The organism is Gemmatimonadaceae bacterium (assembly GCA_036273715.1).
GTDB lineage: Bacteria > Gemmatimonadota > Gemmatimonadetes > Gemmatimonadales > Gemmatimonadaceae > JADGGM01.
Window position 1 is genome coordinate 19,977 of the sequence record DASUHB010000047.1, and the last position, 15,915, is coordinate 35,891.

The 15,915-nt window shown below is 68.5% G+C and carries 14 protein-coding genes; 9 read left to right on the forward strand and 5 right to left on the reverse strand.

Features of this window, described 5'->3' with window-relative positions; translation table 11 throughout:
- From selA to VFW04_10275, 4 genes are all read right to left on the reverse strand, one after another.
- On the reverse strand, positions 1-1,374 hold the full coding sequence (gene selA / locus VFW04_10260; GenBank protein ID HEX5179703.1) for an L-seryl-tRNA(Sec) selenium transferase: 1,374 nt from the start codon (positions 1,372-1,374) through the stop codon (positions 1-3).
- Complete coding sequence (locus VFW04_10265) at positions 1,371-2,642, reverse strand: Ig-like domain-containing protein (protein ID HEX5179704.1); 1,272 nt, start codon at positions 2,640-2,642, stop codon at positions 1,371-1,373. Before VFW04_10265 ends, selA begins: the two co-directional genes overlap by 4 nt.
- Positions 2,630-5,386, reverse strand: a complete 2,757-nt coding sequence (locus VFW04_10270; protein ID HEX5179705.1) for a valine--tRNA ligase — start codon at positions 5,384-5,386, stop codon at positions 2,630-2,632. The genes VFW04_10265 and VFW04_10270 overlap by 13 nt, the downstream gene beginning before the upstream one ends.
- 145 nt (positions 5,387-5,531) lie before the next feature.
- Positions 5,532-6,191: a BON domain-containing protein gene (locus VFW04_10275; protein HEX5179706.1), complete on the reverse strand. Its 660-nt coding sequence runs from the start codon at positions 6,189-6,191 to the stop codon at positions 5,532-5,534.
- A 129-nt stretch (positions 6,192-6,320) separates the two neighbouring features.
- Here VFW04_10275 and thrS point away from each other — a divergent pair, with 129 nt between their 5' ends.
- Positions 6,321-8,312: a threonine--tRNA ligase gene (thrS, locus tag VFW04_10280; protein ID HEX5179707.1), complete on the forward strand. Its 1,992-nt coding sequence runs from the start codon at positions 6,321-6,323 to the stop codon at positions 8,310-8,312.
- Positions 8,313-8,382: 70 nt separating this feature from the next.
- Here thrS and VFW04_10285 read toward each other — a convergent pair whose 3' ends face one another.
- Positions 8,383-8,913, reverse strand: coding sequence for a DinB family protein (locus VFW04_10285; protein ID HEX5179708.1), 531 nt, complete (start codon positions 8,911-8,913; stop codon positions 8,383-8,385).
- 114 nt (positions 8,914-9,027) lie between these two features.
- Here VFW04_10285 and VFW04_10290 point away from each other — a divergent pair, with 114 nt between their 5' ends.
- From VFW04_10290 to VFW04_10325, 8 genes are all read left to right on the forward strand, one after another.
- A complete protein-coding gene (locus VFW04_10290) occupies positions 9,028-9,372 on the forward strand; it encodes a metalloregulator ArsR/SmtB family transcription factor (GenBank protein HEX5179709.1) in 345 nt (114 codons plus the stop codon).
- A complete protein-coding gene (locus VFW04_10295; protein ID HEX5179710.1) occupies positions 9,369-9,923 on the forward strand; it encodes an SRPBCC family protein in 555 nt (184 codons plus the stop codon). The genes VFW04_10290 and VFW04_10295 overlap by 4 nt, the downstream gene beginning before the upstream one ends.
- A 133-nt stretch (positions 9,924-10,056) precedes the next feature.
- Positions 10,057-11,277, forward strand: a complete 1,221-nt coding sequence (locus tag VFW04_10300; GenBank protein ID HEX5179711.1) for an acetyl-CoA C-acetyltransferase — start codon at positions 10,057-10,059, stop codon at positions 11,275-11,277.
- Positions 11,274-11,831: a biotin transporter BioY gene (locus VFW04_10305; protein ID HEX5179712.1), complete on the forward strand. Its 558-nt coding sequence runs from the start codon at positions 11,274-11,276 to the stop codon at positions 11,829-11,831. The genes VFW04_10300 and VFW04_10305 overlap by 4 nt, the downstream gene beginning before the upstream one ends.
- Complete coding sequence (locus VFW04_10310; protein ID HEX5179713.1) at positions 11,828-12,706, forward strand: type II CAAX endopeptidase family protein; 879 nt, start codon at positions 11,828-11,830, stop codon at positions 12,704-12,706. Before VFW04_10305 ends, VFW04_10310 begins: the two co-directional genes overlap by 4 nt.
- Positions 12,703-13,548: a 3-hydroxybutyryl-CoA dehydrogenase gene (locus VFW04_10315; GenBank protein ID HEX5179714.1), complete on the forward strand. Its 846-nt coding sequence runs from the start codon at positions 12,703-12,705 to the stop codon at positions 13,546-13,548. The genes VFW04_10310 and VFW04_10315 overlap by 4 nt, the downstream gene beginning before the upstream one ends.
- 10 nt (positions 13,549-13,558) lie before the next feature.
- The gene (locus VFW04_10320) at positions 13,559-14,719 is read left to right on the forward strand and encodes an acyl-CoA dehydrogenase family protein (GenBank protein ID HEX5179715.1); all 1,161 of its coding nucleotides are present in this window, start codon (positions 13,559-13,561) and stop codon (positions 14,717-14,719) included.
- Positions 14,720-14,766: 47 nt separating this feature from the next.
- Positions 14,767-15,873 carry a Glu/Leu/Phe/Val dehydrogenase gene (locus tag VFW04_10325; protein ID HEX5179716.1) on the forward strand — a complete coding sequence of 369 codons (1,107 nt, stop codon included), beginning with the start codon at positions 14,767-14,769 and terminating at the stop codon, positions 15,871-15,873.
- Positions 15,874-15,915 lie beyond the last annotated feature (42 nt).

The following is a 15,915-nucleotide window of genomic DNA, read 5'->3' on the forward strand; positions in this document are numbered from 1 at the left end:
TCACGCGAGGGCCGCGAGGACGGCGGTGGCGAGTGCGTCGTCCTCGTCTTCGGGGACCGAGCGCAGGTCGAGCAGCAGCCGGCCATCGGCGATGCGGCCGATCACCGGGACGCCGCCGGCGCGCGCGGCGCGCAAGCGCGCCTCGTGCGCCGCGGCGTCGCCGCCTAACGCAAGCGCCGCCGAGGGAATGCGCGTCGTCGGGAACGCGCCGCCGCCGGCGGTGGCGTCCGTGTCGACCACCGCCGCCGCGATGCCGCCGCCGGCCAGCCTCGCGCCTAACGCCACCGCCCGCTCCCGGATCCGCGCCACCGGCGCCGTCAACATCGCCAGCGCCGGAATCTCGCGCAGCGCGCGCGCCGGATCGCGGTAGAGCGCGAGCGTCGCCTCGAGCGCCGCCAGCGTGAGCTTGTCCACCCGCAGCGCCCGCGTCAGCGGATTGCGCCGCATCCGCTCGACCGCGTCGCGCGTCCCCAGCACGATGCCCGCCTGCGGACCGCCCAAGAGCTTGTCGCCGCTCATCGTCACGACCGTCGCGCCGTCGCGCACCGCATCGCGCGCCACCGGCTCTCCCGTCAGGCCGTACGCGTCCAGCGGCACGAACAACCCGCTCCCCAGATCATGCAGCACCGGCACGCCGGCCGCGGCGGCGAGCGGCGCCAGCGTGCGCACCGGCACATCGGCCACGAACCCTTCGATCGCGAAGTTCGAGCGGTGTACCTTGACGAGCGCACCGCGCCTGCCGGCGCCGCCTAACGCTCGGCGATAGTCCTCGGGATGCGTCCGGTTGGTGGTGCCCACCTCCACCAGCCGCGCGCCGCTCTTGGCCATGATGTCGGGCACGCGGAAGCTGCCGCCGATCTCCACCAGCTCGCCGCGCGACACGATCGCGTCCGCGCCCTCGGCGAACGTGTTGAGCGCGAGCACCATCGCACCGGCGCCGTTGTTCACCACCAGCGCGTCCTCGGCGCCCGTGAGCTCGCGCAGCAACCCGACGCAATGCACGTAGCGCGTGCCGCGCGTCCCGTGCTCGAGATCATACTCGAGATTGGAGTAGCCTTGGGCGGCCTGCGCGATCGCGTCGATGGCCGCGCGCGCGAGGGGCGCGCGGCCGAGGTTCGTGTGCAGCACCACGCCGGTCGCGTTGAGCACGCGTCGGAGCGAGCGGCGCTCCCGCTCGTCCAGCGCCGCATCCACCGCCGCGCGCCACGATGCCGGATCGCGCGGTGCGCGATCCGGATCGCGGCGCGCCTGCTCCACCGCGTCCCGCACGGCGTCCGCGACGAGCGCGCGCGGCGCGCGCTCGAGCAGCGGACGCACCGCCTCGGAGTCCAGCAGCGTGTGCACGCTTGGCAGCGCGCGTCGAGGGTCGGTCATGGCTTGTGCGGCGGCGGCGCCTTCGTCGTGTCCGCCTTTGGTTTGGGCGGATGCGCTTGGGGCTTCGTCGATGGCGGCGCCGGCTTCGGCATCGTGAACACCCGGCTCGGGCTCGCCTTGTACCCGAGCAGGCTGCGCGCGTCGCGCGCGGTAATGCGATACGATGTACCCGGCTCGAGCGGCTCGGCCAGGATCACCACCACTTCAATCACCGGACTCGGCCGGCTCGGCTTGGGCAGCGGCGCGCGTTTGGTCGTGTCGGCGGTCGGCAGGTTTCGCGCACCCCGTCCGCCCAACACGCCGCGGCGTGGCGGAGTGGGCGGCGCCTTCGTCGGCGGGGCCTTGCTCGTGGTATCAGCCTTGTGCGTCGTGTCCTTCGGCATCGTCGCTGCGCGTACGGAATCGTACACGTTCCCGCGCTCGACAGCTTTGATCGGCACCAGCGACGAATCCGCGCGCTTCACCACGAACAACGCCGTGTCGATCTTCTGGGCCGTGTCGAGCGCGCGGTCGAACGTCACCCGGACCGCGCTCGAGTCGACGATCGAGAACTGATCGATGCGCGGCGCGACGGTGTCGTGCGCGAAGGCGAGCATTTCCAGCCGCGCGCTGTCCTTGAGCACGACGTGGATGCTGTCCCACACTTCGTGCGGATCGATCAGGCGGTTGTTGTTGGCGTCGTTCCAGGCCTGCACGGTGTAGGTGCCCGCGGGCGCGTGGGCGAGCACGAATCCGCCTAACGAATCGGCGCGCGCGAGATAGACGGTGCTGTCGGGTCGCTGGATGGCCTGGACCATCGCGTTCGGGATCGGCTTGCCGGCCACCCAGTCGAAGGCGATGCCGGCGATGCGCGTGTTGGGAATCGAATCGCCGGTCGAGAACACAATGGTGATCGGCGTCTTGATGACGTTGCCGTGCAGATCGGCGAGTCCGGGCAGGAGCGTCACCGTGTACGCGGTGTTCGCCTTGAAGTCGTGCTTGCCGTGGATCGAGAGGCGCTTGCGGTGCCAACCCACGTGGACTTCACCGTCGCTCGGCGAAATGAGCGCGAGGGCGCTCAGGTCGTTCGCGCCCTGCGCGGCGGGTTTCTCGGACACCACTTCGTCGAACAGGATCTGGACTTCCTTGGCCTTCACTCTCGTGGCGCCGCTGTCCGGGATGATCGAATCGACTTTGGCCGCGACGTGGCGCGGCGGTCCACCCGGCGGCGCGCCAGGCTGCGCGCACGCGCCTAACGCAAGGACCAGCGCGGCGGTCAGCCGCCGCACAGCGTGTGCACCTTGGCCGTGAGCTGCGCCGCGCGCGTGGTGAGCTCCTCGAGGCGCCGCCGCTCGCCGGCCACGACGTCCGGCTTGGCGCGCGTCACGAAGCGCTCGTTGCCTAACCGCTGTTCGATGCCGGCGCGCAGGGACGCGATCTGCTCGAGCTCGCCGCGCAGCCGGCCGCATTCCTTGCCGAGGTCGATGGTGCCGGCGAGCGGCACGCGGACGTGCGAGCCGTCGCTCAGCACCGCGTGCGCCGCCGCTTCGCCGTTGCCGGGCTCGTCGCCCGCGGACGCGTCGGCACGCGCGAGATGCCCGATGAGCGCCGCTTCGTGCGCGAGCACCCGCGCCGAGCGATCCTGGGCGCCGGTGAGCCGCGCAGCGACGCGCGCCCCCGGCGCGATGTTGTACTCGGCGCGGATCTGACGGATCGCGCCGACCGCTTCGCGCACCAGCTCGAATTCGCGCGCGGCGTCGTCATCGCGCCCGCGCCGCACCGGCCATGCGGCGCGCGCGAGGAACTCGTCGGCGCCGCGCGGCGCGATGGCCTGCCAGAGCGTTTCGGTGATGAACGGGACCACGGGGTGCAGGAGACGCAGCGCGGCGTCGAACGCGTGCACGAGCACGGCGCGCGCCACATCGCCATCGGAACCGCCTAACCGCGGCTTCGTGCTCTCGACGTACCAGTCGGCGAGCTCGTTCCACGCGAAGCGCCGCGCGGCTTCCACCAGCTCGCTCAAGCGCAATCCCGCGTACAGCTCGCCTGGCGTCCAGCGCCCAGCGCGCGCCGCGTCCGGCCGCGCCGGCCCGAGTGCCGCGTCGCACTCGGCGATGGCGGCGTCGAGGCGCGAAAGAATCCAGGCGTCGGCGCGCGTGAGACGCGCGGGGGCGATGTCCGCCAGCGCGGGCGCCGGCGCGTCGCCCAGATTCTGCAGGATGAACCGGCCGATGTTCCACAGCTTGGTGACGAAGTTGCGCCCCGGCGCGAACGACTGCTCGAGATTGGTCGGATCGAGCATCACGTCCGTGCCCAGGCCGAGCCCCGCGATCACCGTGTAGCGGAGCGCGTCGGCGCCGTACGACTGCACGACGTCGAGCGGGTCGATCCCGTTGCCTAACGACTTGGACATCTTCACGTGCTGCATGTCGCGCACGGTGCCGTGCAGGTACACGGTGTGGAACGGCTCGCGGCCCATGAAAAAGCAGCCGGCCATCACCATCCGCGCCACCCAGAAGAACAGGATCTCCGGCGCCGTCACCAGCACGTCGGTCGGATAGAACGCGGCGAGGTCGCGCGCCTCTTCGTTAGGCCAGCCCAACGTCGACAGCGGCCACAGCCACGACGAGAACCACGTATCGAGCACGTCCTCGTCCTGCCGCACCGCGCCGCCGCACCGCGGACACGCCGCGACGTCCTCGCGGCTGACGATCGAGTCGCCGCCGCACCCGTCGCAGTACCACACAGGGATGCGATGCCCCCACCAGAGCTGGCGGGAGATGTTCCAGTCCCGGATGTTCTCCATCCAGTTCACGTACACGGCTTCCCATCGTTCGGGCAGCACGCGCAGCCGCTTGTCGCGCAGCGCCTCGAGCGCCGGTTTGGCGAGCGGCGCCATGCGCACGAACCACTGGTCGGACAGGCGCGGCTCGACCACGGTGTCGCAACGGTAGCAGTGGCGCACGGCGTGTTGATGCGGCTCAACCTTCACGAGCTGGCCGGTCGCACGCAGCATCTCGACAATGCGTGCGCGCGCATCGAAGCGGTCGAGTCCGCGCAGCGACTCGGGCACGCGGCCCGACGCTTCGGCCCCGTCGCGCATCGCGCCAACTTCGTCGATCACCACCGGCGTGGGCAGGCCGTGCCGCACGCCGACGTCGAAATCGTTGGCGTCGTGCGCCGGCGTGATCTTCACCACGCCGGTGCCGAACGCGGGATCGGCGTACGCGTCGGCGACGACCGGGATCTCGATGCCCACGATCGGCAGCACCACGTGCTGCCCAACGAGGTCGCGATATCGCTCGTCGTCGGGGTGCACCGCCACGGCCACGTCGCCTAACATGGTCTCGGGGCGCGTCGTCGCCACCACGACGCGGCGATCCGGATGGCCGGCTACCGGGTATGCGATCTGATAGAGCTCGCCGCGCTCGTCCGCGAACTCCGCTTCTTCATCGCTGAGCGACGTGAGGCAGCGGGGGCACCAGTGAATGACACGGTGTCCCTTGTAGATCAGCCCGGCGTCGTACAGGCGCACGAACGCTTCGCGCACGGCGCGCGACAGTTCGGGCGAGAACGTGTAGGCAGTGCGCGTCCAATCGCACGATGCGCCGATCGCCTCGAGCTGTTTGAGAATCACGCCGCCGGTCTCGGCCACGAACGTCGCGGTGCGCTCGACGAACGCGTCGCGTCCCAGGTCGAAGCGCGTGCGTCCTTCCTGCGCCAGCTGGCGCTCGATCACGTTCTGCGTGGCGATACCAGCGTGGTCGGTGCCGGGCACCCACAACGCTTCGTCGCCGGCCATGCGACGCCAGCGCATGATCACGTCCTGCACGGTGTCGTTCAAACCATGACCCATGTGCAGCACCGCCGTCACGTTGGGCGGCGGAATCACGATGACGAACGGAACGCGATCGCCGCCGAGTCGGGTCGTGCGGTCTGCGTGGGCGGTGAACACGCCGGCGCTTTTCCACCGCGCATACAGCGCCGCGTCGAGTTGGGCGGGATCGTACTGGGGGGCGAGGTCTGCGCGCATAGACCTCGAAAGATATTCGCGTGGGCTGGCTTCGACGAGCAGGCGCCACGAGCCCGATCAATGCGACGCGACGCTGCTCGCCCGGAGCATGCCGCATGTCCACCCCATCTTCACGAAGCCACGCGGCCAGCGGGGCCGAGCGCTCTTATTCGTGCTCCTCGCTCGTGCGGTCGCGATCCGCCGTGCGACGCCGCGTCGCACCGTGCTCGCGATGCTCGTCGCGCGCGCGCTCGACGGCGTCTGCCTGGCCCACGGCCAATCGATTCACCACCGATTCGACACCGGCGACGCGCCGCGCCACCGCGGCCGCGTGATGTGATTCGTCGTCCGTGTCGACCCATCCCGAGAGCTCGATCAAGCCGTCGCCAACCGCGCTGATGTCGATCGCGCGCTCGCGCAGCGTCGAATCGGCCTGGAACGCTTCGAGCACCTCGTCCTCGAGCGCGGCGTGCGCATCTTCTTCGTCGACGTCATCGGCCTCGTCGGCTTCCTCCATGCTTTCGGCGTCGGCGGCCATGTCCGCCTCGTACTCCGCCTCGAGCTCTTCTTCGTCTTCGCGTTCGGCTTCGTCCAGATCGTCATCGAAGCTGCTCTCGCGCGCCGCGTCGGTCTCGGGCAGTTCGTCGCCCTCGTTCTCCTCGAGCTCCGCCCAACGATGCTTCACGCGCGCCGTGATGCCCGCGATGCCGCCCGATTTTTGGGCGACGAGCATGCCGACGGCGAATCCTGCGACCGCGCCGATGACGAGACTCGCAAAGGTTCCGCCGGACTCCGGCTCCTCGTAGCGAATGCGATACCGTGACATAGTGCGACCTGTGGCGGAGGGTAACTCGCAACGATAACTTAGCGTGAAGCTTCGGACGCGTGAGCGCAAGAGGCGCGCCCGCTTCGCGCCGCGACCTTGAGGCTCGGCGCATCCCCCGAATACCGAGACATGATCGATCGTTCGCCCGTCATAGCGCCCCCGCCGCACGTCGGCAGCGACCACGAGCTCACGCTCACGCTTCCCGATGGCTCCGAGCGCCAGGTTCCTGCAGGAACGTTGCCGCGCGACGTCGTGGCGTCCATCGGTGCGGGGTTGCTTCGTGCGGCCGTCGCCGTGCAGGTCGATGGTGAGGTGCAGGACCTCGTCACGCCGCTCCGTCGCGGCGGGCAATTCCGCGTGCTCACGGAGAAGGATGCCGCATCCCTCGCCGTGCTGCGACACTCGGCTGCGCACATGCTGGCGACCGCAGTGCGTCGTCTGCGCCCGCGCGCCAAGATCGGGTTCGGCCCCGCCATCGAGGACGGGTTCTACTACGACTTCGAGGTCGAGCAGCCGTTCACGCCCGAGGATCTGAGCGCATTCGAAGATGAGATGCGGAAGGTCGCGCAGGAGAAGTATCCGTTCGTTCGCGAGGAAGTGAATCGCGCCGACGCCGAACGCCGCTTCGCCGACGATCCCCTCAAGCTCGAGCGATTGGCCGAGCTCGGTGACGACGAGGTGATCTCCGTGTATACGGACGGTCCGTTCGTCGATCTGTGCCGGGGTCCGCACGTGCCCGATACGTCGCGCGTCAAGCACATCAAGCTGATGCATACCGCGGCGGCGTACTGGCGGGGCGACGAGCATCGCCAGCAGCTGCAGCGCATCTATGGGACGGCCTGGTTCTCCAAGGACGAGCTGGACGCGTACCTCCACCGCCTCGAGGAGGCAAAGCGGCGCGACCACCGTACGTTAGGCAAAGAGCTCGACCTGTTCTCGGTGGACCAGCGCGTTGGGCCCGGACTCATTCTCTGGCACCCGCGCGGCGCCATCGTCCGGAACGAGATCGAGACGTTCGAGCGCGAGCTCATCCTGCGTCACGGCTACGACCTCGTGTACACGCCGCACATCACGAGCGAGAAGCTGTTCGAGATTTCCGGACACCTCGTCAATTTCCGCGAGAACATGTTCGGGGCGATGGAGGTGGAAGGCGCCGCCTACCGCCCCAAACCGATGAATTGCCCGGGGCACATCTGCATCTATCAGGCGCACCAGCGGTCGTATCGCGATCTGCCGCTGCGCTTCGCCGAATTCGGCACCGTGTACCGGTATGAGCGGAGCGGCGTTCTGCACGGCATGCTGCGCGTACGCGGGTTCACGCAGGACGATGCGCACGTGTTCTGCACGCCCGAGCAGGTGGACACGGAAATCGAGCGGCTGCTCGATCTGGTGGACGAGATGCTGCGCGCCTTCGGCTATCCGTACACGGTCGAGCTCTCGACGCGTCCGGACAATGCGTTAGGCGCACCGGAGGTCTGGACCAACGCCGAGCAGACGCTGGCGCGGGTGCTCGAGGGTCGGGGCCAGGCGTACACCATCGACGCCGGCGGCGGCGCGTTTTACGGGCCCAAGCTGGACTTCAAGCTGATCGATGCGATCGGCCGAAAGTGGCAGGGGCCGACGGTGCAGCTCGATTTCAATCTGCCCGAGCGGTTCGGGCTCGAGTACATCGGCGCGGACAACACTCCGCATCGGCCGGTGATGCTGCATCGCGTGCTCGTGGGGTCCATGGAACGGTTCGTCGGCGGACTGATCGAGCACTACGCAGGCGCGTTCCCGCTGTGGCTGGCGCCGGAGCAGCTGCGCGTCATCCCGATCACGGATGAAGTGCGCGACGCGGCGGCGGCGGTGGCCGCGCGCGCGAAAGCTGCCGGCCTGCGCGTGTCGCTGGACGACCGCGCGCAGACGCTCAACTACCGTATTGCGGAAGCGGAGCGCCTCAAGACACCCTACATGGCCATCGTGGGCAAGCGCGAGGCCGCGGCGGGCACGGTCGCGCTGCGCGAGCATCGGTTAGGCAGAGAGCAGAAGCCGCACGTGATGCCGGTCGAGGAGCTCGTTCGGCGGCTGGCCGGCGAGGTCCGGACTCGCGCGCTGACGGGCGAGAGCGCCGGCAGCTAGGGAAGGGCCGTGCCGGCTGCCGAGTTTCAGGCGCTGGTCGCGCGGCCGAGCGCAGCGTTAGGCAGGCGGGCTATTGGTGCGCGGGTTCGCTCGACGGCGGCACGAGGCCTTTCATGCGCAGGTACACGACGATGTTGCCGTAGTGCTCCCAGGTGTGCCAGAGATTCCAGTTCAACATCCCGAAGCGCGTGCGCGTCTGGCCTTTCACGGAGTCGGCGCTGTTCGCATCCGTGAGCGCACCGTAGGCGCCGTCGCAGTACGCAAACGCCGCCTTGAGCGCCGCCACGAGATCGCTCTTCTTTGAGAGCGAATTCTCGATCTGCCGGTACGCACCCTGCCGCACTTCGCCTTTCACCGGCGAGCACAGGTTGTACTGATCGTCGGCGACGTGCGCCACTTGCTGCCCGAACGTGCGCACATCGGGCGATGGTTTGAAGCTGTAATTCTCCTCCGGCATTTTTTCCGCGGCGCGAATGAAGTAGTCGCGGATCGTCTTGTAGTCCGATTGCAGACCGGCGCTGAGCGCATTGGTCTGCGCGGCGCACACATTGCCTGCCCCGGAGATGACGACGAGGAGCGCGAGTGCGAGCGATCGCTTCATGGGTAGGTGCTCCTTTGCCGGTGGTATGTCGATGGATGAGGCCGGGAAACGGCCGTAGAGTTCCCGCATTGCATGCCTTGACACGTATATACCTAGCGAGGTATATTAGTCACCATGAACTCCGTGTTCGAAGTCATCGCCGAGCCGAACCGGCGCGCCATCCTGGGTCTCCTCGTCACGTCGGAACAGTCCGTGGGGGACATCGAGCGCCGGCTCCGCATGCCACAACCCACGGTCTCCAAGCACCTCCGCGTGCTGCGCGAGTCGGGGTTCGTGGAGTCTACCGTGGCCGCACAGCGCCGTCTCTATCGACTCAAGCCGGAACCGCTGCAAGAGGTTGATGACTGGCTCGCGCAGTTCAGGCGCTTCTGGTCCACCCACATCGATGCACTCGAGCGCCATCTCGATCGCATGGACGACCCACCACCACGGAAACCGAAATCGAGGAGAAAACGATGATGACCACTCGAGAGCAGTACATGCCGGGTCCGGCCGCTGGGGCGCGGATTCAAAGCAAAGAAGGCGAGAAGTGGACGCTCGTGCTCGTCCGCGACCTTCACCATTCGCCTGAGAAGGTATGGAAAGCGATCACCGACCCGGCGCAGTTGCGCGAATGGGCGCCGTACGATGCCGACCGGAACCTGGGCGTCGCGGGAGAAACCGTGAAGCTCAGCACGTTCGGAGCGCCGTCGCCCCAGGTTGTCGAAACCAAAGTGAAGCGAGCCGAACCGCCCAAGGTGCTCGAGTTCGACTGGGGCGGCGGAAATCTCCGATGGGAGCTCGCACCCAATGGCGACGGCACACGACTCACGCTCTGGGCCAACATCGATCGCAACTGGGTGTCCATGGGCGCCGCGGGATGGCACATCTGCCTCGACGTACTCGACCACCTGCTCGATGGCGACGCGATCGGCCGTATTGCCGGCATCGAGACGATGAAGTTCGACGGCTGGAAGCGACTCACCCGCGAGTACGGCGAGCAGTTCGGGACGAAGGCGCCGAGCTGGTAGACGTCCAGGCGTGAAGCCGACGAAGAGGGAAGCGCCCGCGGACGGGTGCTTCCCTCTGCCGTTGTTCCCCCTCAGTCCGACGCATAATCTTCAGAGGATGTAGTGCGTCCGCTGACCCGTCGACCTCCGTCTCATGGCTGATCCAACTCGCACACCCGTCATCATCTCCGCCGTTCGCACGCCGATCGGCAAATTCCTCGGCACCCTGGCGCCGGTCACCGCGCCGTCCCTCGGCGCCATCGCGATCAGGGCTGCCGTCGCCCGCTCGCAGGTCCCGCTCGATGACATCGATGAAGTCATCATGGGCAACGTGATCCAGGGCGGTGAAGGGCAGGCGCCCGCGCGCCAGGCGGCGATACATGCCGGCATCCCGGGACTCGTCCCCGCGGTCACGATCAACAAAGTCTGCGGCTCCGGTCTCAAAGCGGTGATGCTCGCGGCACAGTCGATCAAGGCGGGCGATCAGCAGGTGGTGGTCGCGGGCGGGCAGGAGTCGATGTCTAACGCGCCGTTCTACGTCTACGGGATGCGCGGCGGCGTCAAGTTCGGGGACCAGCAGTTGGTCGACGGACTGATCAAGGACGGGCTGTGGTGTTCCTTCTGCGATGTGCACATGGGCGGGCACGCCGAGTACACCGCGAAGAAGGCGGGCATCACGCGCCGGATGCAGGATGAATTCGCGCTCGCGTCGCACCGGAAGGCCGTGGCGGCGATCGACGCCGGCAAGTTCGACGCCGAGATCGTGCCGGTCGAGATCGCCGGCAAGAAAGGGCCGACGAGCGTCTGCGTGGACGAAGGCCCGCGGCGCGACACGTCGCTCGAGCAGTTAGGCAAGCTCCGCCCCGCGTTTCCGAACGATGCGCCCAAGGACATCCCGGCCAGCGAGCTGACGGTCACGGCCGGCAACGCGCCCGGCCTCAACGACGGCGGTTCTGCGTTAGTCGTGACCTCCGAGGCGTATGCGACCGCCCACGGGCTGCCGATCATGGCCCGCATCACGGGCTACGCCACGGGCGGCGGCGAGCCGCGCGACCTCTTCTTCGCGCCGATCGTCGCGGTCAACAACCTCATGCAGCGCACCGGCGCCAAGATCGGCGACTACGATCTCATCGAGGCCAACGAAGCCTTCGCCGCCCAGGCGCTGGCCGACGGCCAGGCGCTCGGGTGGGACTGGGACCGGGTCAACGTCAACGGCGGCGCGATTGCGTTAGGCCACCCGATCGGCGCCAGCGGCGCCCGCATCCTCACCACGCTGTTGTTCGCGATGCGCGATCGCGACGCCCACACCGGCATGGCCACCCTGTGTCTGGGCGGCGGCAACGCCGTCGCACTGAGCGTGGAGCGCGTGAATTGACGGCACAGACCGCGCTCCTCGCCGCGCGCGACCGGCGCATCGCAGTCGCGGGCATCGTCGGCTTCGCGGCGGCCCTCGCCGCGGCATCGCAGGTGGCGATTCGGGTGCCGGGCACGAGCGTGCCGATGACGCTGCAGCCGCTCGCCGTTGTCCTCGCGGGCATGTGCCTCGGTCCGGCAGCCGGCGCGGCGAGCATGGTGCTCTATCTCGCGGCCGGCGCCGCGGGGCTGCCGGTGTTCGCGCCCGAGGGCCTGCCCGGCGTGGCGCGCCTCCTCGGCCCGACCGGCGGCTACCTTCTGGCGTATCCGTTAGGCGCGTACGCCGCCGGCTGGATCGCGCGTCGCCGGCCGCGGCGGTTCGCGTGGCGGGTGCTTGCCGCGGCGTGCGGCATCGCGCTCATTCACGCCGGAGGCGTCGCCCAACTTGCGGTCCTCACGGGGAGCCTCACGCGGGCCTTCGTGCTCGGCTCGCTGCCGTTCCTCGCACTGGACGCGGTGAAGGCGGTGCTCGCCGCCTGCTACTCGCCCCGCTTCTCCGATCGCGCGCCCGCTTGACGGCGCGCGATTTCTTTTATCGACCTTCGGGATCGCTCCGCGCGCCGTGGCAGTGGATCGGCTTTCTCCTCATCGCGGCGTCGGCCAGCCTGCTGACGGCCGGCCTCAGCGCGCCGCTCGTGCTGCGATTCATGTCGCGGCTCGGGCTGAGCTTCTGGTCGCTGCTCGTGGGACTGCTCGTCGCCCACGTCGTGATGGTGCGTTGGGTCGACCGCGGGTCCTGGGCGCCGATCGGTCTCGGGCGGCGGTCGGCGGCGCCGGGGCGGCTCGCGGTGGGCCTCGCCGCCGGGTCGTTCGGCATCCTGGCGCCGAGCGGCGTCCTGCTGGCGGTGCACGCGATGCGCAGCCAACCGGCGGCGGCGCCAGTTTCGTGGATCCACTACGCGGCATCGTGGGCCGTGTTCTTCCTTCCCCAGTCGTTGGCCGAGGAGCTCCTCTCGCGGGGATATCTCTTCGCGCGCACGCGCGAAGCGATCGGGTGGCCGGCGGCGCTCGGCATCACGAGCATCGGCTTTGGCCTCTTGCACCTGGCCAATCCCGGCGCGACGCCGCAGGCGATCACCGTCGTGATCCTGGCGGGATTTTTTCTGGGCGGCATTCTGCTTCTCACGAAGAGCCTCTACGCGGCGTGGATGGCGCACGCTGCCTGGAACTGGTCGATGGCCGCGCTGCTCCATGCGCCGGTAAGCGGACTCGCGGCGCGTCCGCCGGACTATCGGGTGGTGGACAGCGGGCCGGTCTGGCTCACCGGCGGCGGGTGGGGTCCGGAGGGCGGTCTTGCCGCTGCGTTAGGCATGGCGGCGTGCATCGCCCTGCTCGTGGCGTGGCGCCGCCGGTCGCCGCGCGCTGCACCCTTTGATGGCATCGAGACATGACTGAACGCATCGTGGTGGTGGGGGCGGGCCAGATGGGCAACGGCATCGCGCACGTGTTCGCGGCGGCCGGTCATCCGGTAACGATGATCGACGTGTCGCGCGACGCGCTCGCGCGCGGCCGCGCGGCCATCGAAAAGAACATGGCCCGCCAGGTACAGAAGGGCGTCCTCGACGCCGCCGGGCGCGACGCGGCGCTCGGCCGCATCGCGCTCTCGGAATCGTTCGACCCGGTGCGCGAAGCCGACGTCGTGGTCGAGGCGGCCACCGAGAACGCCGAGCTCAAGTTCCGCATCTTCGGCGACCTCGACGCCGCCGCGCCTAACGGCGCCATCCTCGCCTCCAACACCAGCTCGATCTCGATCACCGAGATTGCCGCCCGCACCGGCCGCCCCGCGCAGGTGATCGGCATGCACTTCATGAATCCCGTGCCGGTGATGCAGCTCGTCGAGGTCATCCGCGGACTCGCGACGTCGGATGAGACCACGGGCCGCGTGCTCGCCCTCGCCAAGCGCCTGGGCAAGACGCCGGTGGAGGTGAACGACTACCCCGGCTTCGTCAGCAACCGCGTGCTCATGCCGATGATCAACGAAGCGGTCTACTGCCTCATGGAAGGCGTCGGCAGCGCCGAGGCGATCGATACGGTGATGAAGTTAGGCATGAACCACCCGATGGGCCCGCTGGCGCTGGCCGATCTCATCGGACTCGACACGTGCGAGTCGATTCTCGAGGTGCTGCACCGCGGGCTCGGCGACCCGAAGTACCGCCCGTGTCCGCTGCTCCGCAAATACGTCGCGGCCGGATGGTTGGGACGCAAGACCGGCCGCGGCTTCTTCTCCTACTGATTCTCGAGTCATGTCCTGGGCCCTCATCCCACTCACCGAAGAGCAGCGCGGCATCCAGCAGCTCGCGCGCGAATTCGCGCGCGACGAGATCGCCCCGCACAGCGACGCCTGGGATCGCGACGCCATCTTCGACCGGGGCATCATCACCCGGTTAGGCGAACTCGGATTCCTCGGCATGCTCATCCCCGAGTCGCTCGGCGGCCTCGGCCTCGATACGTGCACCTATCTCGTCGCGCTCGAGGAAATTGCGGCCGTCGACGCATCGGTGGCCGTGGCGATGAGCGTGCACAACTCGCTCCCCACGCAGATGCTCCTGCGCTGGGGCAGTGAGGAGCAGCAGGACCGGTATCTCAAGCCGATGGCGCGCGGCGAGTGGCTCGGCGCATTCGCCCTGTCCGAGCCCGACGCCGGGTCGGACGCCGCGTCGATGCACGCGCAGGCCGTGCGCGACGGCGACTGCTGGGTGTTGAACGGCACCAAGGCCTGGGTCTCGAGTGGCAGCCACGCCGAAGTGATCCTCGCCATGGCGCGCACCGACAAACCCGGCGACCGTCGCGGCGCGCGCGGCATCAGCGCGTTCATCGTCACCCCCGATCTTCCGGGCTTCAAGGTCGGCAAGAAAGAAGACAAGATGGGGCTGCGCGCGTCGCCCACCGTGCAGCTCGTGTTCGAGAACCTGCGCGTGCCGGCCGCCAATCTGTTAGGCGCGGAAGGCAGCGGTTTCATTTACGCGATGCAGTCGCTCGACAACGGGCGGCTCGGCATCTCCGCGCAATCGATCGGCATCGCGCGCGCCGCGCTCGAGATCGCAACGTCGTACGCCGCCGAACGCCGTCAATTTGGCAAGCCGATCAAGGAGTTTCAGGCCATCCAGTTCAAGCTTGCCGACATGGCCACGCGCATTACGGCGGCACGGGCGCTGCTGTATGCGGCAGCGTCGGCCAAGGATCGCGGCGAGCCGATCACGCAGTTCAGCAGCATGAGCAAGCTCATGGCGAGCGAAACTGCCATGTGGGTCACCACGCAGGCCATCCAGATTCTCGGCGGCTACGGATACGTGCGCGATTATCCGGTCGAGCGCCTGTTCCGCGACGCCAAGGTGACCGAGATCTACGAAGGGACGTCCGAGATACAGCGGATCGTGATCGCCCGAGAGTTGTACGCGAACTGACGGCTTGGGTCTCGGACCCAAGCGCCTATTCACCAGCTATCCCACTTATGACAATCACCGACATCGCCACGCCGTCCGGCACGCAGGGTTTATTCGATCGCATCGCCGAAATGGGACACGAGCAGCTCGTCCTGTGCAGCGATCCGTCCGCCGGCTACCGCGGCATCATCGCGGTCCACAGCACCACGTTGGGCCCTGCGTTAGGCGGCACGCGGTTCTGGAATTACGCCTCGGATGAAGAAGCGGTCATCGATGCGCTGCGCCTGGCGCGCGGCATGACGTACAAGAACGCCGTGGCCGGCCTCAACCTCGGCGGCGGCAAGTCCGTCATCATCGGCGACAACCGGACCACCAGCCGCGAGATGCTGTTCCGCGCGCACGGCCGCTTCGTCGAAGGGCTGGGCGGACGCTACGTGACGGCCGAAGACGTCGGCACGAGCACGAGCGACATGGACTTCGTCCACATGGAGACCGAATACGTCACCGGCCTCGCGGGCCGCTCTGGCGACCCGTCTCCCGTCACGGCGCACGGCGTGTTCCGCGCGATCCAGGCCGCGGCCAAACATCGCTGGGGCAGCGACGCGCTCTCCGGGAAAACTGTTGCCATCCAGGGGTGCGGACACGTCGGCTATTATCTCGCGAAGGAGTTGCACGGCGCCGGCGCGACGCTGGTCGTGACCGACATCGACGCCGAGCGGGTCAAGCACGTGGTCACCGACTTCGGGGCGCGGGCGGTCGAGCCGGGCGAGATCTACGGCGTGAAGGCCGACATCTACGCCCCCTGCGCGTTAGGCGCGGTGATCAACGACAACACCATTCCCCAGCTCAAGGTGGAGATCGTGGCCGGCGCCGCGAACAACGTGCTGCTCGAAGAGCGCCACGGCGATGCGCTGGAGGAGCGCGGCATCCTGTACGCGCCCGACTACGTCGCCAACGCCGGCGGTGTGATCAACGTGTACAGCGAGCTCGCGAACTGGGATCCCGCACGCGCGCTCCGTAAGGCGGACGAGATCTACGCCACTACCCTCGGCGTGTTCGACATCGCGCGGGCGGAAGGCATCCCGACGTATGTGGCCGCCGACCGCCTGGCCGAACGGCGCCTGAAGGCGGTCGGGTCGCTGGTCAAGACATGGCCGCAGTGGCCTAACCGGTAGGGCGGACAGGGCCGGACGGATACTGACACGGCCGGATCTTCG

Excerpts from the sequence above, each read along its gene's own strand:
- VFW04_10315 (HEX5179714.1), top strand. The coding sequence starts at position 12,703 with ATGACTGAACGCATCGTGGTGGTGGGGGCGGGCCAGATGGGCAACGGC.
- VFW04_10320 (HEX5179715.1), top strand. The coding sequence starts at position 13,559 with ATGTCCTGGGCCCTCATCCCACTCACCGAAGAGCAGCGCGGCATCCAG.
- selA (HEX5179703.1), bottom strand. The coding sequence starts at position 1,374 with ATGACCGACCCTCGACGCGCGCTGCCAAGCGTGCACACGCTGCTGGAC.
- VFW04_10275 (HEX5179706.1), bottom strand. The coding sequence starts at position 6,191 with ATGTCACGGTATCGCATTCGCTACGAGGAGCCGGAGTCCGGCGGAACC.
- VFW04_10300 (HEX5179711.1), top strand. The coding sequence starts at position 10,057 with ATGGCTGATCCAACTCGCACACCCGTCATCATCTCCGCCGTTCGCACG.
- VFW04_10290 (HEX5179709.1), top strand. The coding sequence starts at position 9,028 with ATGAACTCCGTGTTCGAAGTCATCGCCGAGCCGAACCGGCGCGCCATC.
- VFW04_10285 (HEX5179708.1), bottom strand. The coding sequence starts at position 8,913 with ATGAAGCGATCGCTCGCACTCGCGCTCCTCGTCGTCATCTCCGGGGCA.
- VFW04_10325 (HEX5179716.1), top strand. The coding sequence starts at position 14,767 with ATGACAATCACCGACATCGCCACGCCGTCCGGCACGCAGGGTTTATTC.
- VFW04_10295 (HEX5179710.1), top strand. The coding sequence starts at position 9,369 with ATGATGACCACTCGAGAGCAGTACATGCCGGGTCCGGCCGCTGGGGCG.
- VFW04_10270 (HEX5179705.1), bottom strand. The coding sequence starts at position 5,386 with ATGCGCGCAGACCTCGCCCCCCAGTACGATCCCGCCCAACTCGACGCG.
- thrS (HEX5179707.1), top strand. The coding sequence starts at position 6,321 with ATGATCGATCGTTCGCCCGTCATAGCGCCCCCGCCGCACGTCGGCAGC.